The sequence below is a fragment of the Nitrospira sp. genome, assembly GCA_024760545.1.
Taxonomy (GTDB): domain Bacteria; phylum Nitrospirota; class Nitrospiria; order Nitrospirales; family Nitrospiraceae; genus Nitrospira_D.
In genome coordinates this window covers 481,872-508,219 of sequence record CP060501.1, presented here as the reverse complement: position 1 = coordinate 508,219, position 26,348 = coordinate 481,872, and the positions used below count along the sequence as shown (strand labels likewise).

At 55.2% G+C, this 26,348-nt stretch carries 26 protein-coding genes and 1 tRNA gene; 20 read left to right on the top strand and 7 right to left on the bottom strand.

The window, feature by feature from the left end:
- Positions 1-40: 40 nt before the first annotated feature.
- The 6 genes from H8K03_02385 to H8K03_02360 all read right to left on the bottom strand — a co-directional run bounded on the left by H8K03_02385 (position 41) and on the right by H8K03_02360 (position 3,483).
- Positions 41-1,093, bottom strand: a complete 1,053-nt coding sequence (locus tag H8K03_02385; protein UVT20789.1) for an N-acetyl-gamma-glutamyl-phosphate reductase — start codon at positions 1,091-1,093, stop codon at positions 41-43.
- A gap of 100 nt (positions 1,094-1,193) precedes the next feature.
- Positions 1,194-1,586, bottom strand: a complete 393-nt coding sequence (rpsI, locus tag H8K03_02380) for a 30S ribosomal protein S9 (protein UVT20788.1) — start codon at positions 1,584-1,586, stop codon at positions 1,194-1,196.
- A gap of 33 nt (positions 1,587-1,619) precedes the next feature.
- Positions 1,620-2,048 carry a 50S ribosomal protein L13 gene (rplM, locus tag H8K03_02375; GenBank protein ID UVT20787.1) on the bottom strand — a complete coding sequence of 143 codons (429 nt, stop codon included), beginning with the start codon at positions 2,046-2,048 and terminating at the stop codon, positions 1,620-1,622.
- Between the two features lie 44 nt (positions 2,049-2,092).
- Positions 2,093-2,581, bottom strand: a complete 489-nt coding sequence (locus H8K03_02370; GenBank protein ID UVT20786.1) for a bifunctional nuclease family protein — start codon at positions 2,579-2,581, stop codon at positions 2,093-2,095.
- 16 nt (positions 2,582-2,597) lie between these two features.
- Positions 2,598-3,053, bottom strand: a complete 456-nt coding sequence (locus H8K03_02365; protein ID UVT20785.1) for a bifunctional nuclease family protein — start codon at positions 3,051-3,053, stop codon at positions 2,598-2,600.
- 148 nt (positions 3,054-3,201) lie between these two features.
- On the bottom strand, positions 3,202-3,483 hold the full coding sequence (locus H8K03_02360; GenBank protein ID UVT20784.1) for a Fe(2+)-trafficking protein: 282 nt from the start codon (positions 3,481-3,483) through the stop codon (positions 3,202-3,204).
- 160 nt (positions 3,484-3,643) lie between these two features.
- Between H8K03_02360 and H8K03_02355 the strand changes: the two genes are divergently transcribed.
- The 3 genes from H8K03_02355 (at position 3,644) to H8K03_02345 (ending at position 5,159) form a co-directional block, all read left to right on the top strand.
- Positions 3,644-3,730 (top strand) — tRNA-Leu (locus H8K03_02355).
- Between the two features lie 268 nt (positions 3,731-3,998).
- Entirely contained in the window at positions 3,999-4,763 is a 765-nt protein-coding gene (locus tag H8K03_02350) for a hypothetical protein (protein ID UVT20783.1), read from the top strand.
- 135 nt (positions 4,764-4,898) lie between these two features.
- The gene (locus H8K03_02345; GenBank protein ID UVT20782.1) at positions 4,899-5,159 is read left to right on the top strand and encodes a sulfurtransferase TusA family protein; all 261 of its coding nucleotides are present in this window, start codon (positions 4,899-4,901) and stop codon (positions 5,157-5,159) included.
- A gap of 14 nt (positions 5,160-5,173) precedes the next feature.
- On the opposite strand, the gene H8K03_02340 is transcribed toward H8K03_02345, so the two are convergent.
- On the bottom strand, positions 5,174-5,887 hold the full coding sequence (locus H8K03_02340) for a 16S rRNA (cytidine(1402)-2'-O)-methyltransferase (protein ID UVT20781.1): 714 nt from the start codon (positions 5,885-5,887) through the stop codon (positions 5,174-5,176).
- Positions 5,888-5,988: 101 nt separating this feature from the next.
- On the opposite strand from H8K03_02340, the gene ccsA reads away from it, so the two are divergent.
- The 17 genes from ccsA (at position 5,989) to H8K03_02255 (ending at position 26,345) form a co-directional block, all read left to right on the top strand.
- The gene (gene ccsA, locus H8K03_02335; GenBank protein ID UVT20780.1) at positions 5,989-6,792 is read left to right on the top strand and encodes a cytochrome c biogenesis protein CcsA; all 804 of its coding nucleotides are present in this window, start codon (positions 5,989-5,991) and stop codon (positions 6,790-6,792) included.
- Between the two features lie 18 nt (positions 6,793-6,810).
- Positions 6,811-8,202 carry a glutamyl-tRNA reductase gene (locus H8K03_02330; protein ID UVT20779.1) on the top strand — a complete coding sequence of 464 codons (1,392 nt, stop codon included), beginning with the start codon at positions 6,811-6,813 and terminating at the stop codon, positions 8,200-8,202.
- 29 nt (positions 8,203-8,231) lie between these two features.
- Complete coding sequence (hemC, locus tag H8K03_02325) at positions 8,232-9,179, top strand: hydroxymethylbilane synthase (GenBank protein ID UVT20778.1); 948 nt, start codon at positions 8,232-8,234, stop codon at positions 9,177-9,179.
- Between the two features lie 5 nt (positions 9,180-9,184).
- Positions 9,185-10,747 (top strand): uroporphyrinogen-III C-methyltransferase, encoded by a 1,563-nt coding sequence (cobA, locus tag H8K03_02320; protein UVT20777.1) that lies wholly within the window; start codon positions 9,185-9,187, stop codon positions 10,745-10,747.
- A 46-nt stretch (positions 10,748-10,793) separates the two neighbouring features.
- Entirely contained in the window at positions 10,794-11,186 is a 393-nt protein-coding gene (locus tag H8K03_02315; protein ID UVT20776.1) for a CBS domain-containing protein, read from the top strand.
- A gap of 8 nt (positions 11,187-11,194) precedes the next feature.
- Positions 11,195-12,166 (top strand): porphobilinogen synthase, encoded by a 972-nt coding sequence (gene hemB, locus H8K03_02310; GenBank protein ID UVT20775.1) that lies wholly within the window; start codon positions 11,195-11,197, stop codon positions 12,164-12,166.
- 6 nt (positions 12,167-12,172) lie between these two features.
- Positions 12,173-13,120, top strand: coding sequence for a bifunctional riboflavin kinase/FAD synthetase (locus H8K03_02305; protein ID UVT20774.1), 948 nt, complete (start codon positions 12,173-12,175; stop codon positions 13,118-13,120).
- Positions 13,121-13,136: 16 nt separating this feature from the next.
- Positions 13,137-14,573, top strand: a complete 1,437-nt coding sequence (gene tilS, locus H8K03_02300; GenBank protein UVT20773.1) for a tRNA lysidine(34) synthetase TilS — start codon at positions 13,137-13,139, stop codon at positions 14,571-14,573.
- Between the two features lie 18 nt (positions 14,574-14,591).
- Positions 14,592-15,137, top strand: a complete 546-nt coding sequence (gene hpt, locus H8K03_02295; GenBank protein UVT20772.1) for a hypoxanthine phosphoribosyltransferase — start codon at positions 14,592-14,594, stop codon at positions 15,135-15,137.
- 81 nt (positions 15,138-15,218) lie between these two features.
- A complete protein-coding gene (locus H8K03_02290) occupies positions 15,219-17,048 on the top strand; it encodes an ATP-dependent metallopeptidase FtsH/Yme1/Tma family protein (GenBank protein ID UVT22352.1) in 1,830 nt (609 codons plus the stop codon).
- 235 nt (positions 17,049-17,283) lie between these two features.
- Positions 17,284-18,093: a dihydropteroate synthase gene (gene folP / locus H8K03_02285; GenBank protein ID UVT22351.1), complete on the top strand. Its 810-nt coding sequence runs from the start codon at positions 17,284-17,286 to the stop codon at positions 18,091-18,093.
- Positions 18,086-19,435 (top strand): phosphoglucosamine mutase, encoded by a 1,350-nt coding sequence (locus H8K03_02280; protein UVT22350.1) that lies wholly within the window; start codon positions 18,086-18,088, stop codon positions 19,433-19,435. The genes folP and H8K03_02280 overlap by 8 nt, the downstream gene beginning before the upstream one ends.
- Positions 19,436-19,464: 29 nt before the next feature.
- On the top strand, positions 19,465-21,981 hold the full coding sequence (locus H8K03_02275; protein ID UVT20771.1) for a DNA internalization-related competence protein ComEC/Rec2: 2,517 nt from the start codon (positions 19,465-19,467) through the stop codon (positions 21,979-21,981).
- Between the two features lie 229 nt (positions 21,982-22,210).
- Positions 22,211-22,387 (top strand): hypothetical protein, encoded by a 177-nt coding sequence (locus H8K03_02270; GenBank protein UVT20770.1) that lies wholly within the window; start codon positions 22,211-22,213, stop codon positions 22,385-22,387.
- Between the two features lie 39 nt (positions 22,388-22,426).
- Entirely contained in the window at positions 22,427-23,380 is a 954-nt protein-coding gene (locus H8K03_02265) for an HD domain-containing protein (GenBank protein ID UVT20769.1), read from the top strand.
- 10 nt (positions 23,381-23,390) lie between these two features.
- Entirely contained in the window at positions 23,391-24,179 is a 789-nt protein-coding gene (locus H8K03_02260; protein ID UVT20768.1) for an SLBB domain-containing protein, read from the top strand.
- A gap of 27 nt (positions 24,180-24,206) precedes the next feature.
- Entirely contained in the window at positions 24,207-26,345 is a 2,139-nt protein-coding gene (locus tag H8K03_02255; GenBank protein UVT20767.1) for a polysaccharide biosynthesis tyrosine autokinase, read from the top strand.
- Positions 26,346-26,348 lie beyond the last annotated feature (3 nt).

Below are 26,348 nucleotides of genomic sequence, written 5' to 3'. Positions count from 1 at the left end.
GAGTTGCGGGCTAAGGGCGGCGATCGTCGGGGCCTTGTGACTAGGGATAACTGCCCGGCGCCGTAAGGCCGGTATCTTCAGGAATACCCAGCATCAGATTCATGGCTTGAATAGCTTGACCGGCGGCTCCTTTAACCAGATTGTCGACGGCAGCGACGGTTACGACCCGTCCGGTCCGCACGTCCGTGTAGACACCGAGGTCGCAGTAGTTCGTCCCCTTGATATAGCGAGGATTGGGAACACCCTCTTCGTAGAACCGGACGAACCGTTCGCCCTTATAAAACTCTCGGTACAGATTCCGAAGATCTGAAAGGTCGACCGGCTCCGTCAACTTGCAATAGGCCGTACTCAGGATGCCTCGATTCATCGGCACAAGATGAGGCGTGAATGTCACGGTTACGGGTTCGGCTGTATCCATGAATCCGGAAAGTTCTTGTTCGATTTCAGGAATATGACGATGTTGCCCAATTTTATAGGGTTCCAAGGATTCATGCGCTTCGGGGAAATGATAGGCAAGAGCTGGACTCCGACCGGCGCCCGACACGCCGGACTTTGCATCGATCACAACCGTCCCGGGCTGTACGAGTCCTTTAGCAAAGAGAGGGGCCAATTGTAGGACCGCCGCCGTGGGATAACATCCCGGTGAGGCGACCAACTTCGCCTTGGCGATTGCGGCGCGATGGAGTTCCGGCAAGCCATACACTGCTTCTTGCAACAGCTGCGGATGCGCATGCGAAGCCTGATACCATTTTTCATAGGTGCCGACGTCCTTCAGCCGATAGTCCGCGCTGAGGTCAACGACCAGTTTGCCGGCCTTGAGACAGATCGCCACGGCGTCCTGAGATTTGGTATGCGGAAGCGCCAGAAAAATGGCGTCCGCTCGCTCCGCCAACGCTGCCGGCTCCATGGCTTCGAATCGATGCTCCACGATTCCCTTCAGGCTGGGGAAGACCGAGGAGATCAACTGTCCCGCCGACTTTTCAGAGGTTACTGCGGTGATCGTAAAATAGGGATGGCCTGCAGCGAGCCGAACAAGCTCTGCGCCGGCATATCCACTGGCACCCGCAATGGCGATTCGGAATTTCTTGGTCATCAGTTAGAATCCAGCGAGAACCGACGCCCACCCATCTGACGAAGACACAAAAAAGGGGAAGGCATGGAGCCTTCCCCTTTTGGAACGTTGGCTCCTGTGCCTAGCGCTTGGAGTACTGGAATCGCTTTCGGGCGCCTTTCTGCCCGTACTTCTTGCGTTCCTTCACCCGTGAGTCACGAGTGAGCAGCCCTTCCTTTTTCAATGGGCTGCGTGTCGAGGGGGTCATCGCAACGAGTGCTCGCGCGATGGCATGACGGAGCGCACCGGCTTGTCCGGTCGGTCCGCCTCCATAGACTGTGGCGCTGATCGAGTATTTGCCCATGAGACCGGCCATTTCAAGCGGCAGCTGGATGATTTGCCGAAGGGTAAGACGAGGAAACGCCTTTTCCAACGGCTTCTCGTTCACGGTGATGTCGCCCGCGGTTCCCGTTACCCAGGCTCTGGCGATTGCGCATTTTCTCCGTCCTGTTGCGTACTGTGTCACCACTGCCATACGACTCGTCTCCTTCTGTTATGAAATGAATCTCTAGAGAGCAATAGGCTCAGGACGCTGCGCCTGATGCGGATGGTCAGGTCCGACATAGACACGGAGTTTTCGCGCCATACCATTGCCAAGCGGCGTTTTGGGAAGCATACCCTTGATCGCTTTGGTCAGGAGTTGTGTAGGGTCTTTACGAAACAGGTGCTCGGCGGAAGCCGTCTTAAGACCCCCCGGATATCCCGTGTGACGCCGGTAGAGTTTGGTTTCCATCTTTCCGCCGGTCAACTGGATCTTCTCCGCATTCACGATGACCACATGATCACCCAGATCGACATTCGGGGTGAATGTCGGCCGATGCTTCCCCCGTAAGACACTCGCCACCCTTGCGGCCAGCCGGCCCAGGGTTTTCCCGTCGGCATCCACAAGATGCCACGTTTCTTTCACCTCTGTCGGTTTTTCCAAGTACGTCATCATCGTTTTCTTCTCCACTGCGTTAACGTTGCAACATTAAGAAGGAGTTAGACTTCCCCAGCACCGATATTCTTCGTTTCCAGCCTCGACAACCAGGCATCGAGATTTTGGCCGCTTCGCCGTTTCCACACATCCTGAGTGACATAAATAGGTGCTTGGCATCGAAGAGCCAAGGCGATGGCATCACTCGGCCGAGAGTCGATCGTTCGTGCCACTCCTTTGTTTTCGAGGAAGACGGTCGCATAGTAGGTGCTACTCTTCACATCCGTCAGAACCACTCGCTCCGTCTTGATGCCCAGATGTTCTCCGAAACTCTTGATTAAATCGTGGCTCATGGGTCGTGGGGTCATCGACGTATCCAAGGCGCGTCTGATCGCTTCACCCTCGGATGCTCCGACCCACACCATGAACTGTTCCGATCCACCGTCCGTTCGGGCCAACACGACGATCCTCGTGTCCGTATTCGAGTCTTCAACGACGCGATTGACGGTGAGCTGAATTAACGGTTCCGGCGATTGAGGCGATTGTTCTTCCATAAAACCAGACAATCCGTCAAGAATCCAGCTTTCCAAAGTCCTCAGGTTTTAGATTCTCCAACCACTGATCGAGTTCTTCCGAACTCTGTTTTCGAATCACGGACTCGCTCGCAAAAATGGGAGCTTGGGTCCTGAGCGCAAGGGCGATGGCGTCACTTGGACGGGAATCGACGGTATATTCGGAATCCGCATAGGTCAAATGCACTTTGGCAAAGTACGTGTTCTCGCTCAGATCCGTAATGACCACACTGATGATCTTGGCGTTAAATGCGTCCAGATACGACTTCATGAAGTCATGGGTCATCGGGCGAGGCGGAGCGACATTTTCAAGCGCCAGGCTGATCGAACTGGCCTCCGATTTTCCAACCCAGATAGGAAGCATTTCCGCTTGCTCATCGTCCCGAAGAATGACGATATACGCATTATTGTAGGGGTCAAACATGAGCCCCTTGACCTGCATCTGCGTAATCATCTGCCCACCTGCTTCACCACACATTTCTACTTAACGGATAGCAGCCCACCGTAACACTTTCGAATTCAGGATGTCAACGAACTCAGCGACAATGCAGAGGAAACTTCCAGGTTAGTCTCCCAGCTCGCTTCTTGAGAGGATCGTCTACTCAGTTACTTGGCGGGCGATAATTCTCTGCGACCTTTGATGAGTCTACCTGCTCCCCCAGCTTCAAGAAGGCTTTCATCTGCTTGCGAACGAGCTCACGACCACTCTCATCACCGAGGTTGACTTGATATTCATTGATGACCATCACGCGCATGCCTTCCCACTTTTTCCAGCAGTTCACGCAGACCTTGCTCTTCACCTCTGACTCAAGCTTGCCGAGAAATAGGGGAGCCGTAATCGCCTCGCCGGTTTGCCCGCAAGTCACACACGATAACTCTGCCATAACTACCGTACTCCTTTGTCAAATTACGATTCAACCATCACTAAGCGAATTTTTATTCTAACAGAAATGTTCGAACCAAAGAAAGACAGGGTCACGCAATTGACCCTGTCCTGACGACATGCTAGAAATGCGCTCCACAAGCCGACCCGTGGATGGCTTTGCCCGGATGGCGGAACTGGCAGACGCGCCGGACTCAAAATCCGGTTCTCGCAAGAGAGTGGGAGTTCGACCCTCCCTCTGGGCACCAATTCCACGTCAAGCCGACGTGGCCCATGGCTTGAACGATGCCATCGGGTCTTGATCGGCGAGGCAGTGGTCGAGCTTCAAACTTTACGATGCAAACACCCCTTGACAGCGCCGCGCTATTAGCCTAATTTCTCCTATATTTCTCAATGGTGTATAACTGAACCAGAAGTGATAGACCGCGATCAGCCAAGATATGTCCAAATTCTAAAACATGATCGTTCGAAATCTTCCAACAGCGTCACCTGTCCAAATCATTAAGGAGGCAGCACATGCGTAAAGTGTTGGCACTAGTGGCCGCGATACTTTGTGTCGGCTCTATGAATGTTGCAGTGGCTCAAGAGCGACTACAGCAATCCGGTGGGTCTGCAATGGGTGTGGGTACCGGGGTTGGCGATGTGTCCGGAAACGCCAATCGTGTCCAGGCCTATGATCGCAATGCATTCCTCGATCGCCTGTCTCTCCCAGAGACGATCTACGGACGCGTCCTGGCCGTTGATTTTCCTTCAGGGAAACTGCTCCTGGAAACCGGCGGAAGCTCTCATGACGAAGGCCGTGCCGGGTCAGGAACCATGAGCTCCATGACGGTGTACTTCGATGAGAGAACCAGCATGGACCAGCTCAAGGTCTTGAACAGCGGCGATGATATCTCTCTCCAGGTAGTAGAAGCGGTCACGCCCAATCAGCAGTATGGCATCGGCCGAAAGATCGTCCGCGAGGTCTACTTGCTGCGTGGTAATGAAAAGCTCGCAGGATTCGGCGGATTGGGTCAGCGCCCGAATCCTTCGACTGAACGGGGGATCGAGACCAGCAGCGGCAGTACGACCGGTGGAGTGGCGGGATCCGTGTTGCCCGGCAAGATCACCGGAACCATAGACACCACGATCGGCGAGTTCACCGGTTCGGCTCCTTGTTGGAATTGCGAACCCCAACCGGGATGGGGATATCAGACCGTGGCGCCGGAAACCAAGGTCCCGAACAAGTCCGATTACGGGACGGATGCGGCCAAGCCGAATTTGGTGAAGGGATTCAACTGAGGTTTTAAGATTCGATTTTGCGAAAGGGGCAGCCAAGGCTGCCCCTTTTTTTTTGAACTTCGCCGTGTGCTAGAATTTCACTCCTGATGGCCATGCGAATGTACGTGAACCTGATAACACGGAGTTGAAATACATATGACCGAGCATCAGCCTCCGTCCGAGAGCTCCGACGTTGAACTGGATCTTCGCGGGGTGATTTGTCCCTATAATTTTGTGAAGACGAAGCTCAAACTTGAGACCATGAAGGAAGGGCAGGTGCTGTCGGTTCTTCTCGACGATGGAGACCCTATCCGCAACGTGCCTCGTAGCGTCGAGAATGAAGGCCATACCGTCTTATCGAAAGAACGAGTCGACCAGGCGTATCGAGTGTTGATCCGTCGAGAAGATAACGACTGAATTCACGACAGGCGTCAGTCATTCGGTTTTCTCCCACCGCTTCCGGCAAGCACGAGCGTGATCTCTCTCCCGCTGATCCGGCGCAGCTCCCGATGAACCTGAAGCGCCGTGCCGCGAATGATGAGCTCGCTCGGTCTCGTCAAGTCGCATGCGACAACCACCAGGCGTCGAGGAGCGATGGTGTTCAGTGTCTCCAGTGCACGTGCGACCGAGGTCACGGTACCGAACGCGACCATGGGAACCTTTCTCTTCAAGGAATCGATGAGGCATTGACGAATATGTGAGGCTGTCCTAGGAAAATGCCCGAGGAAATGAAATGAGTCGCAGGGGAAGCCTGCGATCGTGAGTGCCGCAACAATGACGGAAGGACCGGGAACGGGGACCACAGGGATTCGATGTGCATGGGCCGCCGCCACAAGGAGATGTCCAGGGTCAGCAATGATGGGAGATCCACAATCCGAGACAATGGCAATATCCATACCTCCTTGTAATCGTTGCAGAAGAACCCCCACTTTCTCTTTGAGATTGCTGGGTCCGTAGCTGGTCACAGTGGCCTGAATATCGTGATGCGTGAGGAATCGTTGTGTTGTTTTCGGGTCTTCAGAGGCGATCACGTCTACCTCTCCAAGAATCTGAATGGCACGCACGGTCACATCATCGGGATGTCCGATGGGGACGGCCACGACATAGAGCGTGCCACGCCGTTGCGGCTGAGCATCCGAAGTCATTGCAGCTCCTACGTTTTGTTGACTCCGTTTGGTCTGCATCGATATAATTTCAAACTTATCTCGTTGGCAGTCACATTCCGCGTCCCATAGGGAAATCCCCGATGGCAGCCGTTTGCTTCATGATCACCATCGTCCTGTACATCGTGGGCACGGTGTCGTTTCTTTCTTATTCGTTGCGGCGCTCAGAAGCGTTGTCAAAAGTGTCGTTGAGTGTGACGGCCGCCGGTTTCGGTTTCCATACGATCGCCCTCATCATTCGAATGGTGGGCGTCTCATCATCGTCGCCCCCTAGCTTCTCGGACGCCCTTTCTTTCTTCTCTTGGATGATCATTCTTGTATTGTTGGTCGTCGAGTTTCGACATCAAATTCATGTACTTGGGTCCTTCATGGTGCCCTTTGCCCTCGTCTCCTTGATTTCCGCCGCGGCTCTTCCTGAATCGGTGCCCACACTTCAGCCTGTACTCAAAACCTTATGGTTCCATGTCACGCTCAGCATGTTGGGCACGGTGGGCTTTACCGTCGCATTTGTTGCGGGTGTGATGTACCTGATTCAGGATCGGCTCCTCAAGTCGAAACGGTTCAATGTCCTCTACAGCAAGCTCCCTGCGCTCGATTTTCTCGATCATCTCAATCAACAGTCCATTGTATTGGGCTTTCCGCTACTCACATTGGGCATCGTGACGGGAGCGATCTCAGCCGACTTTGCGCGTGGGTCCTACGTCAGTTGGAATCCTGAACAAACCTGGGCGCTCGTCACATGGCTCTTTTATTTTGTCGTGTTGCTGGGGCGGTTGACGATAGGGTGGAGAGCCAAACGCGCGGCCTATCTCACGGTCATCGGATTTGCCTGCGTAATTCTCACATTGGTGGGCGTGGTGCTGAAGGGGCATGGTGCCTTGTCGTAACATGCGGTTGATGGTCCTATGCATCTGATCGTCGTTGGGTTGAGCCACAAGACGGCCCCGGTCGAGATTCGCGAGCGACTGGCTGTTCCAGAAAGTCGTCTCGGCGAAGCCCTCACCAGACTCTGTTCGTATCCCGGGGTAAAAGAGGGCGTCCTGCTCTCGACCTGCAATCGAGTGGAGGTCTATTCGGTTGTCGACGACATCGAAGCCGGATATGGGCGCATCCAAGAGTTTCTTGCCGACACGCATCTCTCTCTTTCATCCGAACAACTGACGCCCCATCTGTACTGGCACACCGGAGACCGGGCGATTGCCCATATGTTCAGGGTGGCCGCCAGTCTCGATTCGATGATTATCGGAGAGTCACAAATCTTGGGACAACTCAAGGATGCATTTGAAGTCGCGCTGGCGCACAAGACGACCGGCGTGATCATGAATAAGGTCGTCAAGAAGGCCATCTCGGTCGCCAAGCGTGTGCGGACCGAGACCAAGATTTCTGAAATGGCGGTTTCAGTCAGCTATGCGGCAGTCGAGTTGGCGAAGAAAATTTTCTCGGACCTTCACGAGAAGACGGTGTTGCTGGTCGGCGCGGGTGAAATGGCCAAATTGGCGGCTCGGCATTTGATCGCCAATGGAGTGGGGCATGTACGCATCACGACGAGGACCGCGCAACATGCCGTCGATCTCGCCGCCAAATTCGGCGGAACGCCGGTTCCGTTTGATCAGTTCAAGGACGACATGGCTTCGGCCGACATCGTCTTGGTCTCAACCGGCGCGGCGCACTATATTGTCGGCGCCGAGGACGTTCAACGGGCGGTCAACGAACGAATGAACCGGCCCATGTTTCTGATCGATATTTCAGTCCCTCGGAACATCGATCCGTCCGTTCGCCATGTCGACAATGCGTTTCTCTTCGACATCGACGACCTCAAACATCGAGTGGAACAGAACCGATCCGAACGGGTCAAGGAGGCCGAGAAGGCCGAGCGAATGGTGCTCGAAGAAGTGACCACCATGCTTGACTGGATGAAATCCTTGGAGGTCACGCCGACGATCGTCGCGCTCCGGAATCGGGTCGAGGATATCAAGCGGGTGGAAGTTGAAAAGGCGCTGGGCCGGTTGGGTCATCTCTCGCCCCAAGACCGCGAACTGGTCGAAGGTTTGGCCTCGTCGATCGTGAACAAATTGATCCATCGCACGATGGTGACGCTCAAGACCGAAGTGAATTCTTCGAACGGGCCCGCATTCGTGGAGGCCGCACGCCGATTTTTTCACCTCGACAGGCCTACCTCTTCCCTCCCGCAACCCGAAAACTATACGGAGCCGTCGCGTTGCCTCACCGAAAATCCAGCAGAATTGGAAGCCGAGGATCCGGCTCGGGAAACGACCATTCATAAGCGAGCCCGCTGATCTGCGGGTGAAAGGAAAAGGAGCCTCTGGTGTCGACGGAGAACGGTCAACGCTCAACCCTGGTTCTTGGAACGCGCGGGAGCAAGTTGGCGCTATGTCAAAGCGAATGGTTTCAATCCAAGATTCAGGAGGTCGCGCCGGAAATCCGTGTCATGCTGCGAAAGATTCAGACGTCCGGTGACAAGATCGTCGATGTGCCATTGGCGAAAATCGGGGGGAAGGGCCTGTTCGTCAAAGAAATCGAAGATGCGTTGCTCACCGGTGAAATCGATTTCGCCGTTCACAGCATGAAAGACGTTCCCGCGCAACTGCCCGACGGGCTCGAGATTCTCTGCGTCCCTCCACGCGAAGATGCGCGCGATGCCTTGATCAGCCGAGAAGGGCACTCATTCAGTAATCTTCCCTTGGGAGCAACGGTCGGAACAGCGAGCCTCCGGCGCCAAGCCCAGTTGTTACACGCCAGGCCGGATCTGAAGATTGCGATGCTGCGCGGCAACCTGGATACACGACTGAGAAAACTCAAAGAGGGACAATTCGACGCCATCGTGTTGGCGGCCGCGGGTCTGCATCGGTTGGCGTGGTCTCAGAGCATCACGGAATATCTTCCACCCATCCTCAGTTTACCGGCGATCGGACAAGGAGCGCTGGGGATCGAAGGTCGGACCAATGATCAATTCGTTCGCTCCATTTTGTTGCGGCTCAATGATGAGACCACCCATACGACCGTGACGGCTGAGCGGGCCTTTCTGCATCGTCTAGAGGGGGGCTGTCAGGTGCCGATCGCAGCGCATGCTATGTTGTCCGGTGAACGACTGGTATTGGATGGACTTGTCGCCAGTGTCGACGGCAAGACGATCATTCGCGAACAAATCGAAGGCGTGCGCCAGCAGGCCCATGCTCTGGGCGTGCGCTTGGCCGAACGACTGTTGACGCGGGGGGGAGACAAGATCCTCCGTGAAATTTACGGGTCGGCGTGAGCACGATGCAGCGAACCAAAGGCAAGGTCTATTTGGTCGGCGCAGGTCCCGGGGATCCGGGGCTCTTGACGCTTCGTGGAAAAGAGTGTCTTGAGCAAGCCGACGTGGTTCTGTACGATTATCTTGCGAATCCCGCGCTGCTGGCGCACGTCCCGGATCACGCCGAACGAGTGTATGTCGGCCGGCGCGGCAAAGGGAAATATCCGGAACAAGAATCCATCAATCGCCTCCTAATTGAACGGGCACGGGCCGGGAACGTGGTCGTGCGATTGAAAGGAGGGGATCCGTTTGTCTTCGGACGGGGAGGGGAGGAAGCGGAAGTCCTGGCGTCAGCGGGAGTTGAATTTGAAGTCGTCCCAGGGGTCACCGCCGCGGTCGCAGTGCCTGCCTATGCCGGCATTCCCGTCACGCACCGGACCTTGGCTTCCACACTGACGATCGTCACCGGGCACGAAGATCCCGAGAAACCGTCGACGGCTTTGGAATGGCCACGACTCGCGACGAGCCAAGGCACACTGGTCTTTCTCATGGGGATGAAAAATCTTTCTGCGATCGTGACCAACTTGATGGCGGAAGGGCGGCCGGCATGCACGCCCGTCGCGATCATTCGCTGGGGAACGAGAGCCGCACAGCACACTGTCGTCGGCACGTTGGCGGACATCACAGAGAAAGCTGAAGCGGCACGGATGGAACCGCCGACCGTCATCGTGGTGGGTGAAGTGGTCCGGCTCAGGCCGCAGTTGAACTGGTTCGAGCAGCGGCCACTGTTCGGAAAACGAGTCTTGATGACGCGGGCAAAAGAACAGGCCGGTGACTTAGCTGGCCGATTGGCCGGCTATGGAGCAGAACCGGTCGAGGCTCCGACCATCACGATTGCCCGCCCTGCAGAATGGACTGCGGTCGATCGCGCCATCTCCGAGATCGGCACGTACGATTGGGTTATTTTTACCAGCGTGAATGGAGTGGACCGTTTCATGACTCGGCTGTTGGCTCAAGGGCTGGACTCACGCTGCTTGGCCGGCCGCCGGCTCTGCTGTATCGGACCCCGCACGGCTCAGGAACTGGAGCGGTTCGGTCTCAGAGCTGATGTGGTTCCGACGGACTATCAGGCCGAAGGCGTCCTGGAAGTCCTGAAGCAGCAAGACCTGTCGAGAGTCCGCGTCCTGATTCCACGTGCGGAGGTGGCCAGAGAACTCTTGCCGGACGAGCTTCGTCACTGTGGCGCGCAAGTCGATGTGGTCCCTGTGTATCGAACACTCATCCCCACCCAGGATGCCGAAGGGTGGCGCCAAGAGCTCATGGATCGCCGGATCCATATTGTCACGTTCACGAGCTCTTCCACGGTTCGCAATTTTGTCGCGATGCTGGGCGGTATCGAAACCGTCCAACCGCTCTTGCGATCCGTCGCGATCGCATGTATCGGACCCATCACGGCCAAGACAGTGGAAGAATATGGTTTGACGGTCTCGATCATGCCGAGAGAAAATACGATTCCGGCTCTGGTGGACGCGATCGCCCACCATTACGGTAGCCGCGAGGAAGCCCCCATGGGAGCGCTGCAGCAGTGATGAGGATGCGGCGTGTATGGTTGTCATGTGAAAGGAGGACGGTGAAATGGTTCCTGTAAAATCCTTTATGATTCCCCGAGAAAAGTTTGTGACGGTGCCGCGTGATACGGATACACAGACGGCCGCCCGCATCATGCGCGACCGCGGGATCGGCAGTTTGTTCGTGACCAACGATCGCGAGATTATCGGAATCATAACGGATACGGACATGATGCGCCGGGTGGTTGCAGCTGGAGCGGATGCCACCAAGACGACGGTCGAGCAAATCATGTCGGCGCCGATCATGACCATTGAAGAGAGCAAGACGCTGCTCGATGCCAACGATTTGATGGCACAATCCCATCTCCGCCATCTCGGCGTCACGCGCGACGGGAAGATGGTCGGGATCATTTCTGTTCGCGATCTCGTCGTCTTCTTGACGAACCTCCCGCGAAAGTAAGGCGAGATATGGCGTTTCCTATTCAGCGACTTCGGCGGCTGAGACAACATGAATCGCTGCGGCGAATGGTGCGTGAGACGACGCTTTCTCCCGCAAACTTCATCTATCCGCTGTTTGTGGTCGAAGGCCAGGATCGCCGCGAGGAAATCGCGTCGATGCCGGGTCAATTCCGGCTGTCGATCGATTTGCTGGTCAAAGAAGCCGGCGACATTCACGCCTTGGGGATTCCGGCGATTATTTTGTTCGGTATTCCGGCGCACAAAGACGAGCGCGGCAGCTCGGGATGGGACGCTGACGGGATCGTGCAGCGGGCGATCAGGGCGGTCAAGCATGCGGTGCCGGGATTGATGGTCATTACCGATGTGTGCATTGATGAATATACGAACCATGGGCACTGCGGGATCGTCAGGGAAGGGAAAATTCTCAACGACGAGACTCTCGAATGTCTCACCACCATGGCCCGTACGCATGCCGAAGCCGGAGCCGACATGGTTGCGCCATCGGATATGATGGATGGTCGTGTTGCCGCAATCAGGCGCGAATTGGATCAGTCGGGATTCTCCGATACGCCGATCATGGCCTATGCCGCCAAATTCTCCTCATGTTTTTATGCCCCGTTTCGTGACGCGGCCTTCTCCAGCCCTCAATTCGGAGACCGGCAATCGTATCAAATGGACCCGGCAAACGCGCGCGAGGCGATGCTCGAGATTGACCTCGACGTCGAAGAGGGAGCCGATATTGTCATGGTCAAGCCGGCGTTGCCCTATCTGGACATCATCGCGGCCGCGCGCGCGCGTACGCTCCGTCCGATCGCCGCCTATCAAGTGAGCGGCGAGTACAGCATGATCAAAGCGGCCGCGAGGGCGGGTTGGCTCGACGAAGCGCGCGCGATGATGGAGTCGTTGCTGGCGATCAAGCGGGCGGGAGCTGACCTGATCCTGTCTTATTTCGCGAAGGACGCCGTCAGGCTGCTTCATTGATCGAAAATGAAAGTCACCCGTGGATATTCGGACGAGACCGTGCGGCCGTATCCCGTGGGAACCATCGGGAACTTCGATGGGCATCACATCGGGCATCATACCCTCTTGAAACAGGTGGTCGATTCGGCGCGCCGAGCCCAGGGCACGGCGGTAGTGCTGACCTTCGATCCTCACCCGGCGAAAATCCTGGCTCCTCATGTTGACCTACGGTTTTTGACCGATAAGGAGGAGAAGCTCGCTCGTTTTGAACGAGCAGGAATCGATGAGGTGGTCTTCCTGGAGTTTACCGAAACATTTGCCGCACTTTCTCCGGAGGAGTTTGCCGAACGGATTCTATCCAAGGGCCTTGGGCTGAAGGAGATTTTCGTCGGACAACACTTTGCCTTCGGACACAAGCGAGCGGGGAAAATCAGTGATTTGATCACGCTCGGCGAACGGTTTGATTTCCTCGTCCATCCCATGCCTCCTGTGACCATCGATGGAGGAGTCGTCAGCTCGACAAGAATCAGACAGCTCGTTATTAAAGGACAGGTTGATCAAGCGGCTGTTTTGCTTGGCCGCCAGTATGCGCTCAACGGTGTCGTATCGACCGGCGAGGGGAGGGGGCGGACCCTGGGATGGCCAACGGCAAACCTGCGACTACCTTCTGAGCGCGTGGCACCTGCCGACGGAATCTATGCCTCCATCACGATCATCGATCAGGAGCGGCACGATTCGGTCGCGTATATTGGGACAAGACCGACCTTTGATGGAGGAGAGCGCCGATTGGAAGTATCGATCCTAGACGGAACGCACGAGTTGTACGGACGATTGCTCACTGTTGAGTTCATCGGGCGTATTCGAGGTGACGTTCGATTCGACGGAGAAGACGCTCTGAGCCGGCAGATCGCGTCCGACACGGAGTCGGCAAGGAGCATGCTGCGTCGACATCATCTAACAATCGGAGGTCGATGACTCATTGCACCCGGTCATGAAAAAATCTCTCGGCAAAACGGCGTGGCCTTCTCTGCTGCATCGGGTTGTCCGTACGGTTCGATCGAGGAATCTCTTCCAACCAGGACAGCACCTATTGGTCGCCGTTTCCGGCGGTGCTGATTCCATAGCCTTGCTGTCGCTTCTGGATTGTCTTCGCTCGAGCTGGTCGCTGACGCTGACGGCTGTTCACTGCAATTATGGATTGCGCGGATCGGAGTCGGACGATGATCAAGAGTTCGCAAGGGCTCGGTGCAAAGAACGGAATATCCCCCTCCATGTTCGAAGGTTCCAGCTTCACGATAGTCCGCGGTATTCATCTCTGCAAGCGGTGGCTCGCGATCTTCGTTATCGGGCCTTCAACGAGATTGCTGAAGAATGCGGAGCGGACCGGATCGCCGTAGGCCATACAGCCGATGATCAGGCGGAGACAGTGTTGTTGTGGTTGCTCCGTGGGTCGGGACTCACCGGTCTTTCCGGCATGCCGGCTTTCCGAGACGACAAGGTTATTCGGCCGCTGTATGAGGCCAGCAGGCGGGAGATCTCGACGTATCTTCGCAAGGCAGGAATATCCTTTCGCGAAGACTCGAGCAATGCCAAGCCGCTCTACTTGCGGAACCGAATCAGGCAGGAAATCGTTCCGATTCTGAATCGGCTGGTGCCTTCGAGCACGGATGCGCTCTGCAGGCTTGCCGATATTTGCAGGGAGGATGATCGCTATCTGGAGCAGCAGGCTACGGCCTTGTCCTCTTCCACTGTGAAATGGGAATCTGCCGGGGGCTGGGTGATCGATCGTGGTGTTCTCCTGGACCTTCCGTCTGCTCTGCAACGGCGTATCATCCGCGGCCTCCTCCGTCAGAATCATGCCCAACATCGCTCCTCCGGTCTGCGGACCATTGATCGAGTCATTCGTCTGGTTTCGAAGCGGGGACGCGTTTCAAGCCTTGATGTGGCAAGAGGGCGCATCATTGTCGGCCGCGACGAGGTACGGTTTATTTCACTAAAAACACAGGTGATTGCTCCTGACCGACAAGGGCACGTCATACCTCCAGAGCGGCTGACTGTGCCCGGTACGCTCGTGTGGCCTAGCACCGGTCAACAACTTCAGGTACAACGTGTGGCGCGCGACCAGGTTGCTGCGCCTCTGGGAAAATATCGGATCGTCGTGGATGCCGATCGAGTTTCTCAGCCGCTGCTGGTGCGGCCCTGGTCACCAGGCGACCGATTTCACCCGTCTGGTATGAAAGGTCATTCGAAAAAACTGCAAGACTTTTTCACGGATCTCAAAATACCGGTCGCCGCGCGCTCCCGTATTCCAGTGGTGGCAGCGCCCGAGGGGATCGTGTGGATCGTCGGCTATCGACAGGATCAACGCTGGATGCCGACTGCTACCACAGAACGCTGTTTGGTCTTGACCGTGGATGGGCTCTCTTAAGGGAAGGAACTGGATGAGATGGAACGCATGTTTGGACGACCGATCGTTACCCAGGAACAAATGCGGAGCCGTATCCGCGAGTTGGGAAGACAGATCAGCGCCGACTATGCCGGCAAGGATCTTGTCCTTGTCGGAGTGTTAAAGGGGGCGTTTGCGTTTTTTGCCGATCTGGCACGAGCCATCCGAATTCCAGTGCGGGTAGATTTTATCGTCGTGACGAGTTATGGAACACGGGCCAGGACCTCCGGGACCGTGAAACTCGTGACCGAATTGACCGAAAAGATCAAGGGCAAGGATGTCCTGCTTGTCGAGGACATTGTCGATTCGGGATTGACGGTTCACTATCTGACGAAGGCGTTGGCAAAACAGAAGCCGAGAAGCATCAAGGTCTGCACGTTGCTGAGTAAGCCGGAGCGCCGGGTCATCAATGTACAGGTACAGTACATCGGTTTCAAAATACCGAACCAGTATGTTGTCGGGTATGGACTTGACTATCAACAGAAGTATCGTAACCTTCCTTACCTGGCGGTTCTGGACCAGTTGAGTGCGCAACAAGATGAGTAGAGTTTTGTAAGGAGCTGTTGTCAAGGTGCGCCAGGCTGTGTTAACATCACCTCGATTTATGAGTACGTTCCGTTCAACGTTATCGCGAAGGAGAACTGGATGAATTCCCGGGTCAAGAACTTGCTCTTCTGGGTGGTCGTCGGCTTGTTCATGATTCTCCTATTTAATTTGTTCAGTGTGCCGACACATGCGCCTGAAGAAGAAGTGATATTCAGCGATTTTATGGCGAAGCTCGATAAGGGAGACTTTGAGAAGGTCATTATAAAAGGCAATCACATCAGCGGGGTCTTGAAGGATAAGACTCGCATCCGTACCTATTCAGCCGACTACCCTGACCTGGTCAAAGTTCTTCGCGAAAAGGACGTTCAGATCGAGGTCAAGCCACCGGACGAAAGTCCTTGGTATATCACGTTCCTCGTCACGTGGGGGCCGTTTATCCTCTTCCTCGGTCTCTGGTTTTTCCTGATGCGCCAGATGCAAATTGGTGGGAATAAAGCTCTGTCTTTTGGAAAGAGCCGGGCCCGTATGCTGACAGAGGAAAGAAAAAAGGTCACATTTTCCGATGTGGCCGGTGTCGATGAGGCGAAAGAAGAAGTCCTTGAAATTATTGAATTCTTGAAAGACCCTCGGAAATTTCAAAAGCTCGGCGGGCGCATCCCCAAAGGTGTCCTGGTGGTCGGGCCTCCTGGAACCGGGAAGACTCTTCTGGCCAAAGCCATTGCCGGAGAAGCCGGGGTGCCGTTCTTCAGCATCAGCGGGTCTGATTTCGTCGAGATGTTTGTCGGCGTGGGAGCCTCGCGGGTTCGTGATTTGTTTGAGCAGGGGAAGAAACATGCCCCCTGTATTATTTTTATCGATGAGATCGATGCGGTTGGCCGATTGCGAGGCGCAGGCCTCGGCGGTGGCCATGATGAGCGAGAACAAACGCTCAATCAGTTGCTGGTCGAAATGGACGGGTTCGACACCACCGAGGGTGTGATATTGGTTGCAGCGACAAACCGTCCTGACGTGCTCGATCCGGCCTTGCTGAGGCCCGGTCGGTTTGACCGCCAGGTGGTCGTCAACCGCCCGGATCTTCGAGGACGCTCTGAGATCTTGAAAGTTCACACAAAAAAGGTTCCTGTAGCCGCTAATGTGGAGCTGGAAAAGATCGCCAGAGGAACTCCTGGATTTTCAGGAGCTGATCTGGAGAACCTCGTGAACGAGGCGGCGCTGTGGGCGGCTCGCCAGAACAAGAAGGAAGTTGAAAGCATCGACTTTGAAATGGCCAAGGATAAGGTCATGATGGGTGCCGAACGAAAGAGCATGATTCTCACCGAGGAGGAAAAGCGGGTCACGGCGTATCACGAAGCCGGCCACGCCTTGATGGCCAAGCTTCTTCCTGGAACCGATCCGGTCCACAAAGTGACGATTATTCCTAGAGGTCGGGCTCTCGGTGTGACGATGCAGTTGCCCACCGATGATAGGCATAATTACTCCAAGGAGTTCCTTTATAACACCTTGGCAATTCTCATGGGTGGACGTGTCGCAGAAGAACTTGTGTTTAAGCATGTCACGACCGGGGCCGGCAACGATCTGGAACGTGCCACGGACCTTGCCCGAAAAATGGTCTGTGAATGGGGAATGAGCGAGAAGCTGGGTCCTCTGACATTCGGACAAAAAGAAGATTCCGTATTTCTTGGTCGGGACTTCACCACCAAACGGGATGTCAGTGACCAAGTTGCACTTGAGATCGATCTTGAAATCAAGCGCTTTGTGACGGAAAACTATGAACGTGCCAAGCGCGTGCTGACTGAACAGATGACAAGTCTGAAGGCATTGGCGGAAGCGCTGCTTGAAAAAGAAGTGCTGGACGCGCCGGAAATCGATCAGATTCTGTTGCAATCTTCCTCTCAAACAGTTCCTGCCTAGAATGAGAGTGTCGTGGCGGCTCCTATAAAGATAGGAGCCGCCATATCCATATTACCGAACCCCATGGATGCTACTGGTGGATCAGTGGCGTGCAATTCTACAGTAGCGATCTGCGTATGAGATATCGAATGCCTTGGTGCAAGAGTTGAGACACGTCACCTCACAGGAGATTCCCATCCGAAATTGGTTTTCAGCCAAGGGACGCAGGATTTGGTGGACGACGCGTCCGCTCATCATGGGCGTCGTCAACGTCACGGCTGATTCCTTCTATGACGGAGGACGATATGTGGTGCCCGAACGGGCGATCGCGCATGCATTGGAACTCGTCGAGCAAGGTGCGGACATCATCGACATCGGAGGAGAGTCGACGAGGCCTGGTTCAAGTCCAGTCAGTGAAGAAGATGAACTGGCTCGCATTCTCCCGGTGGTTGAAGGATTAGTCCACCGTGTGACAATCCCCATCTCGATCGATACTACGAAGTCACAAGTGGCTCGGCTTGCGCTGGATATTGGAGCATCGATTATTAATGATGTGAGTGCGCTGCGGCAAGATCCGGCAATGGCTTCCGTGATCGCCAAATCAGGCGCGGCCGTCGTCCTGATGCACATGCAAGGAACTCCCCAAACGATGCAACTCGCGCCGCATTACTCGGATGTCGGAGCCGAAGTGTTGGAGTTTTTTGAGGAACGTGTAGAAACCGCCCTTCTCGCTGGGATACCTCGAACCAACATCATTCTTGATCCTGGATTCGGTTTTGGTAAGCTGTTGTTGCATAATCTTGAGCTTCTTAGAGGACTGACATCTTTGGCCATGCTGGAGTGTCCCTTGCTCGTCGGTCTATCGCGGAAAGGTTTCATCGGGCACATTGTCGACAGGCCTGTTGACCAACGTGAATGGGGAACGGCAGCGGCTGTTGCATTGGCTGTCGACCGAGGCGCGCACATCGTGCGGGTTCATGATGTTGCCATGATGATCGATGTAGTCAAGATGGCCGCGGCGTTGAGCCCTCGTTGGTCGTCTTGCGGACAGGAGTATGATGCGTAAGTTATTCGGCACGGACGGTGTCCGAGGCGTCGCGAATCTCGACCCCATGACCAGCGAGATGGCGATGCAGTTAGGGCGAGCAGCCGCGCATATCTTCATGCGACGGGCAGGGCGCCATCAGATCGTGATCGGTAAAGATACCCGGATTTCAGGCTATATGCTGGAGTCTGCCTTATTGGCGGGAATCTGTTCAATGGGCGTCGATGTGTTGTTAGTCGGACCGATGCCGACGCCGGCCATTGCCTTCTTGACTCGGAGTCTCCGCGCAGATGCAGGGGTCGTCATCTCGGCGTCGCACAATCCTTACCAAGACAACGGAATTAAATTCTTTTCAAGCGATGGCTTCAAGCTGCCGGACGACGTGGAAGCCCGTATTGAAGAGCTGATCGTGTCGGATGAGATTCGGCATCTCAGACCGACAGCGGATCTTATCGGCAAAGCCTACCGTATCGACGATGCGGAAGGACGCTACATCGAATTTGCCAAGCGGTCGTTGCCCAAGGACCTGGATTTCCAAGGGATCAAGCTCGTCGTAGACTGCGCCAATGGGGCAGCATACAAAGTGGCGCCGACTGTTCTCAAGGAATTGGGAGCGACAGTTGAGGTCATCGCCAACAAACCTGACGGCATGAACATCAATTCAGGGTGCGGCGCCGTTCACCCCGAAATCCTTCAGGAGGCGGTGCGACGCCACAAAGCGGACATCGGGATCGCCTTGGATGGCGACGCCGATCGAGCGGTCTTTGTCTGCGAACAGGGGATGATCATCGATGGAGACCATGTCATGGCCGCGCTGGGTCTCGATCTCCATCACAATGGCCTGCTCGCCAAGCAAACCTTGGTTGGAACCGTCATGAGCAATTTCGGACTTGAGTTGTCGATGGCCAAAGCAGGTATCAAACTGATTCGAACACCGGTGGGTGATCGGTACTTGCTCGAACGCATGTTGGCGGAGGGCTTTAATTTCGGCGGCGAACAATCGGGACATTTTATATTTCTCGACCATAACACGACCGGAGACGGCCTCATTTCAGCTCTGCAAATGCTGTCATTAATCAAACGAACCAAAAAACCCTTATCCGAGTTGGCGAAGGCGATGACCGCTGTGCCACAGGTATTAGTCAATATTCAAGTCAAGCGAAAGCCGGTCTTGGAGTCGATTCCCGATATCGATCGGGCGATACAAGAGAATGAGCGTCGCCTCAACGGAAGCGGTCGAGTGGTGATTCGATACTCAGGGACTGAACCGTTATTGCGGATCATGGTGGAAGGCGAGCAGTCTACTGTCGTGAAAGAAGTGGCTGAAGATCTGGCCAGGGTCGTACGAGAACATATCGGCTGAGTGTTCCTTCTCGCGCATAAGTGACGCGCATGCTCCCCTCCCTTACGGCAGCGTTTCTCCTCGGTCTTCTGTGTGGATCGAAACTCTCTTTTTTCCCGCTTTCTCTCATTGGTTTGCTGGTCGGCGTCGCCATTGGATTCAGTGCCCTCGAACGAGCCGGCTATTTAGACGCACGGTCCACGCTGCTCTTGTATGTCAGTGTTCTTTCCGGGGTAGTCTATTGGACCGTCACAGCTCCACCGCCACAGGATCGCGCTTCTTTACCGGCGCTGCATGACACTACTCAAGCCACGTTCACGGCTCGGGTTGTGGCACCTGTTCAGCATAGTATAGGGCGCCAGACACTTCTTGTTCAAACTGAAGACGCGGCTTCACAATCAAGGCGCATACGACTCGTGTGGCGTGATCCGGGTGTCACGCTTCACAATGGCGACCGTATCCTATTTCACGGACACGTTCACCGTCCGAACGGATCGTTGAACCCCGGAGGATTCAATTATGCCGCATATTTAGAGCAGCAAGGCATCGATCTTGTCGCCACTATTAGCGGTACTCAGGCGGTGACGCTGTTGGAGAAGCCCCATAGTGGACTATGGAGTTGGTCGAATCACATCGATCGTTGGAGGGCGGGTATACGGGATGCCGCGATCCGCACGTTGAGCCAGCCAGCCCTGGGAGTATTTCTCGGCATGATCATTGGGGAGCGTGGATACCTCGAGCAAGATCTCCAAGAGTGGTTCATGGTCACCGGAACCGTTCATCTGCTCTCGATCTCCGGCTCACACCTCGGGCTTGTCGCCGTGGCCGTGTTTTGGGTGATAAGACAAGGCATCTTGCGGCTTCCCACCAACCTCTTGTTGGCCCTTTCTCGACGGCTCACGCCTTCGAAGGTCGCGATTCTTCTCACATGGCCGGCTGTCGCGCTGTATGCGTTGCTGGCGGGAGCTGAATTAGCGACCATGCGTTCGCTTGTCATGATTACGCTGGCCATGGTTGCGGTCTGGCTTGGGCACGAACGCCATCTCGGTCACATGATGGCGACGGCTCTCTTGGCGATCGTCTTACACGATCCTCGGGCGATCTTTGATATTTCCTTTCAGCTCTCGTTTCTGTCCGTACTCGTGATGATCAACATGATCTCGTTTGCACAATCATGGAACCAGCAAGAGGAACATGCTGACGGAGGGCTGAGATCCCGCCTCGTGAACCATGGGCTCAAGGCCTTGTCAATGAGCGGGGCTGTGACGTTGGCCACTTTCCCCATCGTCGCATTCTATTTCAATCAGGTTCCATGGATGGGAGTTGTCACCAATCTCGTTGCCATCCCGTTTACGGGTATCGTCCTAGTTCCGCTGGGGCTACTCGCCGCTCTGTGGACGATCATGTCCGGCGCTGATTCCTTGATCTACGGCTCAGCTTTGGAGCGCTTGTTCGAGTGGATGATTCTTGCGCTTCGATGGTGTGCAGGCCTTCCAGGAGGGGAATGGCATGTGGCTGCGCCGTCAATACCGATGATGGCGCTATTTTATTCAGGGCTGATCGTGGCATGTATTCATGCACTGCCGCTGCGCGTCCGGGTTGCGAGCGCCGGTATGGCGATGGTGTTGATCAGTTGGTGGCTTGTCGTTCCAGGATTGCCGAGGGATGGTGATCACTGGCGCGTCACGTTCCTCGATGTCGGACAAGGGGATAGTGCCGTTGTCGAACTGCCGGATGGTCGGACGGTGCTTATCGATGGTGGATCTCGATATGAGCGGTTTGATATGGGGCGTGGGGTGGTGGCGCCATTTCTCTGGAATAGGGGAATCCATCATATTGATCATGTCGTCGGCACACATTTGCAACTGGATCACGTCGGCGGGTTGATTTGGGTGCTCCGACACATGTCAGTCGGTCAGTATTGGGGAGTGGGAACGGAGCGGTCTGAGCGATTCGTCGAAGACCTCAACGCAGCCCTGCGCCATCGGCACATCGATGAACAAACCGCCGTGCGCGGGAAAGACTTGTTACCGTCCGGCCCCTGTCAGTTGAGCATTCTTAATCCGCCTGAGTCGACCAGTATATCTGAGATGGCCCGATTCCACAGTGGATCATCATTGAATAATGGATCCATTGTTTCGCGATTACAGTGCGGAGTTCATTCCATTCTCTTTGCCGCCGACATCGAGACCGGCGCGGTGAGTCGATTGACAGAAGAGGGACGAAGGCCGGTCACCATACTGAAAGTGCCGCATCACGGAGCGCGCAGCTCACTGGATCGGGACTGGCTCCGGCAACTCCACCCACAGTATGCAGTCGTCTCGGTTGGCGCAACCAACCCTTATGGACACCCGGTTGAATCAGTGCTCCAAGCCTATGAAGATGAGCATGTGACTGTCTATCGTACGGATCGTGATGGAGCGATCTGGGTGACAGGACGTTTGACGAGTCCCGAATTGACCGTGACCCGCATGAGAGATCTTCTCGTGCAACCGGTCGATCTTCCCAACTGTCTCTGGCGCTGTGAATACCAGAATTGGCGCCGGCTCTTCCTCCAATTGTCCTGATCGGCCGACACTTATCGGGCCGACCGCTTTCTCACGGAATCCGCTGCGCTGTCACCTGACTGTACAAGATCGGTAAGGAGTGACAGTTTTTGGCGCTTTTTTGCAGAAATGCTGAGAGACCACAGCAGAAGTATCAGTATTTTCTCACTTTTAACGAAATGCTAGCAAGGCATAGCACGTGCAGAAGCCCCTTGCCAGACCAGCACTCTGTCTAAAGGGAGTCACAATCATGCCTAGGCTCGTTCGCATCGTTATTCAACTTCCGGTCGAGCTCAAGGAGAAGCTCGACGCCCTGAAGCAGCAGGGATACACGACGAGTGGGTTCATTCGTGCCACATTGGAACGGGAGCTTAACAAGCTCGATCCACGGCCGGACTCCACTACGAGAAAGGTCGTGCACAAATGAGGTTGTTGAGAGTCGCAACCCACAGGAGGAAGCGCAAGGGTGGCACGGCTGTCTGATCTGATCCGGGAGCAGACTTCTGATCCAAAAAGGGGCGAGCCTCCTCGGCCTCAGGCCGCGGCTTTATCCCTCGATGCCGATCGCTGTTGGTATATTTCGGCGAGGCAGGAGCTACAGCGGGTCAGAGAGGCGGTTCGTTCGAACAAAGCGCCGCCGCTCAAAGGATGCACTGATCTGGCCAGTCGTTTGGTGCAACTACTCCGGCGCAGCGACGAGCTCATCGGATGGGTCTTGGACGGTCATACCGAGGATTATCTCGTAGACAATGCACTGCATGTCGCCGTGTTGGGGGCCAAGGTGGGGATGGGGTTGCAGTACTCCGAGGAAGACTTGGAGCGATTGGCGTTGGCGGGGCTGCTGCACGACATCGGTATGTGGACCCTGCCCGCATCACTCGTCGAGAAGAGTGAATCCCTCTCAGACGACGAGCGAGATCTTCTTCGTACTCACCCTGAACGAGGTCGGCGGATTCTGGCCGGGCATGGCAGCGTGTTTGAATGGGTTTCAACGATAAGCGCGCAGGAGCATGAACGGTGGGACGGCAATGGATATCCATGCCGTTTAAAGGGCAACCAGATCACGGAGCCGGCGCAGATTATCGGCATTGTCGATGCACTGGATGCTATGGCAACGGCGAGGCCCTATCGAAAAAGCCTCACACCTCACCAGGCAATCCGAGACCTGCTGCTCCACGCCAAGACGACATTTTCGCTCCGTGTTTTAAAGGCGGTGGGGGATCAGATCACTCTCTATCCGGTTGGAACAAGGATACGTCTCAGTACAGGAGAGATCGGAACCGTGAGCAGGGTCAATCCGCGGTATCCGCTGCGTCCAGTGGTCGCGCTCTCCAAGTTCGGAGCAATGACCGAATTGGATTTGTCCCAAGGTATGTCGTCGCATATCGCGGAGGTCCTGCAACCCATGGCGGCATCGTAGGAGAGACTGTATGCGGTGGCTCAGAAGAGAACCGGTCGCGATCGGTGTCGTGGCGATGGGGGTCGTGCTGCTTCTAACAGGCTGTCGAAACCCTGGGCAATCCACATTGCCTCCTTCGGCGGTAGGCACTATTCCCTATTCGCTTCCTCCGTTGCCGAAAGGTGATGTGTATGCCGATGAAACGGTTCCAACCGCGGAGACGCCGATCGAAACAGGAGATACGTTGGAAGTTGTTATCCGGAGAGGTGCGGGAGAAGAAAAGTTCAGCAGTTTGATACGAGAAAACGGGTCCGTATCCGTAGGGTTCATGGAAGTGGCCGTCGGCGGCCTCACCGTGGCTGAGGCCGAGCAGCGTGTTCAGGAAGCGGCCAAGCCTTTCATGCGGGACCCGCGCGTTCAGATCGCGCTCAAGAAAAAACTGCTCAAGGTCAAGCGGGTGTTCGTGTTCGGAGATGTCAGAAAACCAGGGGTCGTTCCCATGGCGCGCAACATGACGGTCTTGCAGGCGTTGGCCGCTGCCGACAACTTTCAGGAGACCGCGCTTTTGGAAGAGATTCGAGTGGTGCGGGGAGGGGATTTCACAAAACCGCGTATTCTGACCGCCGATGTGGCGCGCCTGTTTACATATGGAGACCTCTCACGAAATATCTCGCTTGAAGAGAACGATGTCGTCTTTGTCCCGCGCGAACACCTGGGGGATGCGACCGAGGCGGCAAAGAAGATTATGCCGATTATTCAGGTTGCAATCATGCCGATTTATCCGGCGTATCTGATTCCGGCATTTACGACCAGGCCCTAGACCGATGGTTTAAAACCAGGATTGCTCATGGCACAGTACGAACTGAACGTCATCGATTACTGGCTCATTCTCAAGAAGCGCAAGTACCTGATCCTGCTTTCCGCCGTCATGGTGGTCATCTTTACATTCCTGTTTTCCGAGTTCCTCAAACCCAACCCGATTTACGAAGCCTCCGCGCGTGTGAAGTTCGAACGTAGTACGACGATGGCTCAACAACTCCTGGAGTCCCTCTCATACTCCAATGTCAACGATCTTGGCACACAGATCGAGTTTATTCGGAGCTTTCCGGTCATGGAACGGGTGGCCATGGATCTCGAGCGCGTCGCCCGAGATGCATCCGAGGAGGAGAAACGATCAGCTGCCTACCTGAACATCATCTACAACTTGGGCCAAGAGATTACGGCGCAGCGAGAGGGAGATACCAACATCATTCGTATTTCAGCCACATCCGCCGCGCCCGAGCAAGCGGAACGGATGGCCAATTCCACGGCGTCTGCCTATCGGGTTGAAAATATCGCTGCGCGGAATCGCCTCGTCAACGAATCGCGACGGTTCGTGGAAGAACAGTTGGGATACTTGGAAAAGAGTCTCAATGATTCCGAGGAAGCGTTGCGCGGCTTTAAGGAAAATGAAGGCCGGGTATTTCTGTCGGACGAAGCGAGAGCCGCGCTGGATACCTTTACCAAACTGGAAGAACAGTACAACGAAGTCTTGCGCAAGCGCGCTGAAGGCGAACGCCAGATCGCCGTGCTGAAACGATCGGATGCGATCATCGGGAATCAGACGGGCCGGATCTTTACCGAGGAACAAAATGCTCTTCTCACGATCCTGAACCAACGGTTGCTGGATTTGATCCAGGAGAGAGACACCTTACTCATCAATTACACGCCTGATCACCCTCAAGTGACGGAACAGCAAAAGAAGATAGACAATGTCAAATCTGAAATGATCCGAGAGTTAAAGTCCAAAGTTGCCACGCTGATGAATCGCGAAGAGGCACTGCAAGAACAACGGGATCACTATCGGAAGCGCTACCTCGGATACCCTCGCGCCGCGATTCAAATGAGCCGATTGGAGCGCGAGGTGAAAGTGAATACGGATCTCCTCGCAACGCTGAAAGGAAAGCATCAGGAGTTGTTGATCAAGGGAGCGGAGCGGATCGAGGAAGTAACGATGATCGCCCCAGCCATGACTCCCAGGAGTCCCATCAATGCATCAAACGTCACATTGAATCTGATGATCGGGGCGTTGATGGGATGCTTCCTCGGCATTGTGCTTGCGTTTGGCCGTGAATCGTTCGACACCTCGATCGGTACGATCGAAGGAGTCGAAGAGTTTCTCAAAGTGCCCGTCCTGGGAATCATTCCACAGTTCGATCAAAACGTCCTCAAAGACATGGCCGTGGAAGTGTTGCCTCCGGATACACCTCCTTCCGTAGCCGACAGTTTGTCGAAGCTGGTGTGCCTGCTCGATCCCAAGTCTGTCTTGTCAGAAAGCCTTCGGTCGCTTCGAACGAATATCCAGTTCGCCAGCATGGATCGGAGAGTCAAATCGATCATTTTCACGAGTGCCGCTCTGGGTGAAGGCAAGAGTACCTGCGTCATCAATCTGGCAATCACCATGGCGCAAGAGGGGATGAAGGTGCTGTTGGTCGATGCCGACCTCCGCAAGCCGATCGTGCATCAACGATTGGGTTTAGAGCGCGAGCCAGGACTGGTCGATGCCTTGCTGGGGGCGACCTCATGGCGATCCTATGTTCGCTCGGCGACGGATCTGATGCTTGGGACGGTCGGTGTTGATCGGTTGATGAATACCCCGGGGCTGGACAATCTCCATGTGCTCACCAGCGGGTCAGAATCCCGAAATCCGAACGAGTTCTTGAACATCAATAAGATCAAAACGCTGACATCCGAAATGCAAGAAGAGTACGACATCGTGTTGATCGATACTCCGCCGATTCTGCCGGTCACGGATGCGGTCGCCTTTAGCTCCCGCGTGGATGGAGCCATTCTCGTGTACCAGGTCGGTCGGATCGGGCGCAATGCGCTTAAACGCGCAAAGTTCTTGCTCGACCATGCACAGGCGAATGTTCTTGGAGTGGTCCTGACCAACGTGAAATCGGAAGTCACGCCGGAGTACGGGCTCTATCGCTACGAGTATCGTTAACGT

What these genes read in the sequence shown, in the direction of transcription:
- H8K03_02385 (UVT20789.1), bottom strand. Translation starts at nt 1,093, where the DNA reads ATGACCAAGAAATTCCGAATCGCCATTGCGGGTGCCAGTGGATATGCC.
- rpsI (UVT20788.1), bottom strand. Translation starts at nt 1,586, where the DNA reads ATGGCAGTGGTGACACAGTACGCAACAGGACGGAGAAAATGCGCAATC.
- rplM (UVT20787.1), bottom strand. Translation starts at nt 2,048, where the DNA reads ATGATGACGTACTTGGAAAAACCGACAGAGGTGAAAGAAACGTGGCAT.
- H8K03_02370 (UVT20786.1), bottom strand. Translation starts at nt 2,581, where the DNA reads ATGGAAGAACAATCGCCTCAATCGCCGGAACCGTTAATTCAGCTCACC.
- H8K03_02365 (UVT20785.1), bottom strand. Translation starts at nt 3,053, where the DNA reads ATGATTACGCAGATGCAGGTCAAGGGGCTCATGTTTGACCCCTACAAT.
- H8K03_02360 (UVT20784.1), bottom strand. Translation starts at nt 3,483, where the DNA reads ATGGCAGAGTTATCGTGTGTGACTTGCGGGCAAACCGGCGAGGCGATT.
- H8K03_02350 (UVT20783.1), top strand. Translation starts at nt 3,999, where the DNA reads ATGCGTAAAGTGTTGGCACTAGTGGCCGCGATACTTTGTGTCGGCTCT.
- H8K03_02345 (UVT20782.1), top strand. Translation starts at nt 4,899, where the DNA reads ATGACCGAGCATCAGCCTCCGTCCGAGAGCTCCGACGTTGAACTGGAT.
- H8K03_02340 (UVT20781.1), bottom strand. Translation starts at nt 5,887, where the DNA reads ATGACTTCGGATGCTCAGCCGCAACGGCGTGGCACGCTCTATGTCGTG.
- ccsA (UVT20780.1), top strand. Translation starts at nt 5,989, where the DNA reads ATGGCAGCCGTTTGCTTCATGATCACCATCGTCCTGTACATCGTGGGC.
- H8K03_02330 (UVT20779.1), top strand. Translation starts at nt 6,811, where the DNA reads ATGCATCTGATCGTCGTTGGGTTGAGCCACAAGACGGCCCCGGTCGAG.
- cobA (UVT20777.1), top strand. Translation starts at nt 9,185, where the DNA reads ATGCAGCGAACCAAAGGCAAGGTCTATTTGGTCGGCGCAGGTCCCGGG.
- H8K03_02315 (UVT20776.1), top strand. Translation starts at nt 10,794, where the DNA reads ATGGTTCCTGTAAAATCCTTTATGATTCCCCGAGAAAAGTTTGTGACG.
- hemB (UVT20775.1), top strand. Translation starts at nt 11,195, where the DNA reads ATGGCGTTTCCTATTCAGCGACTTCGGCGGCTGAGACAACATGAATCG.
- H8K03_02305 (UVT20774.1), top strand. Translation starts at nt 12,173, where the DNA reads ATGAAAGTCACCCGTGGATATTCGGACGAGACCGTGCGGCCGTATCCC.
- tilS (UVT20773.1), top strand. Translation starts at nt 13,137, where the DNA reads ATGAAAAAATCTCTCGGCAAAACGGCGTGGCCTTCTCTGCTGCATCGG.
- hpt (UVT20772.1), top strand. Translation starts at nt 14,592, where the DNA reads ATGGAACGCATGTTTGGACGACCGATCGTTACCCAGGAACAAATGCGG.
- folP (UVT22351.1), top strand. Translation starts at nt 17,284, where the DNA reads ATGGGCGTCGTCAACGTCACGGCTGATTCCTTCTATGACGGAGGACGA.
- H8K03_02280 (UVT22350.1), top strand. Translation starts at nt 18,086, where the DNA reads ATGCGTAAGTTATTCGGCACGGACGGTGTCCGAGGCGTCGCGAATCTC.
- H8K03_02275 (UVT20771.1), top strand. Translation starts at nt 19,465, where the DNA reads ATGCTCCCCTCCCTTACGGCAGCGTTTCTCCTCGGTCTTCTGTGTGGA.
- H8K03_02270 (UVT20770.1), top strand. Translation starts at nt 22,211, where the DNA reads ATGCCTAGGCTCGTTCGCATCGTTATTCAACTTCCGGTCGAGCTCAAG.
- H8K03_02260 (UVT20768.1), top strand. Translation starts at nt 23,391, where the DNA reads ATGCGGTGGCTCAGAAGAGAACCGGTCGCGATCGGTGTCGTGGCGATG.
- H8K03_02255 (UVT20767.1), top strand. Translation starts at nt 24,207, where the DNA reads ATGGCACAGTACGAACTGAACGTCATCGATTACTGGCTCATTCTCAAG.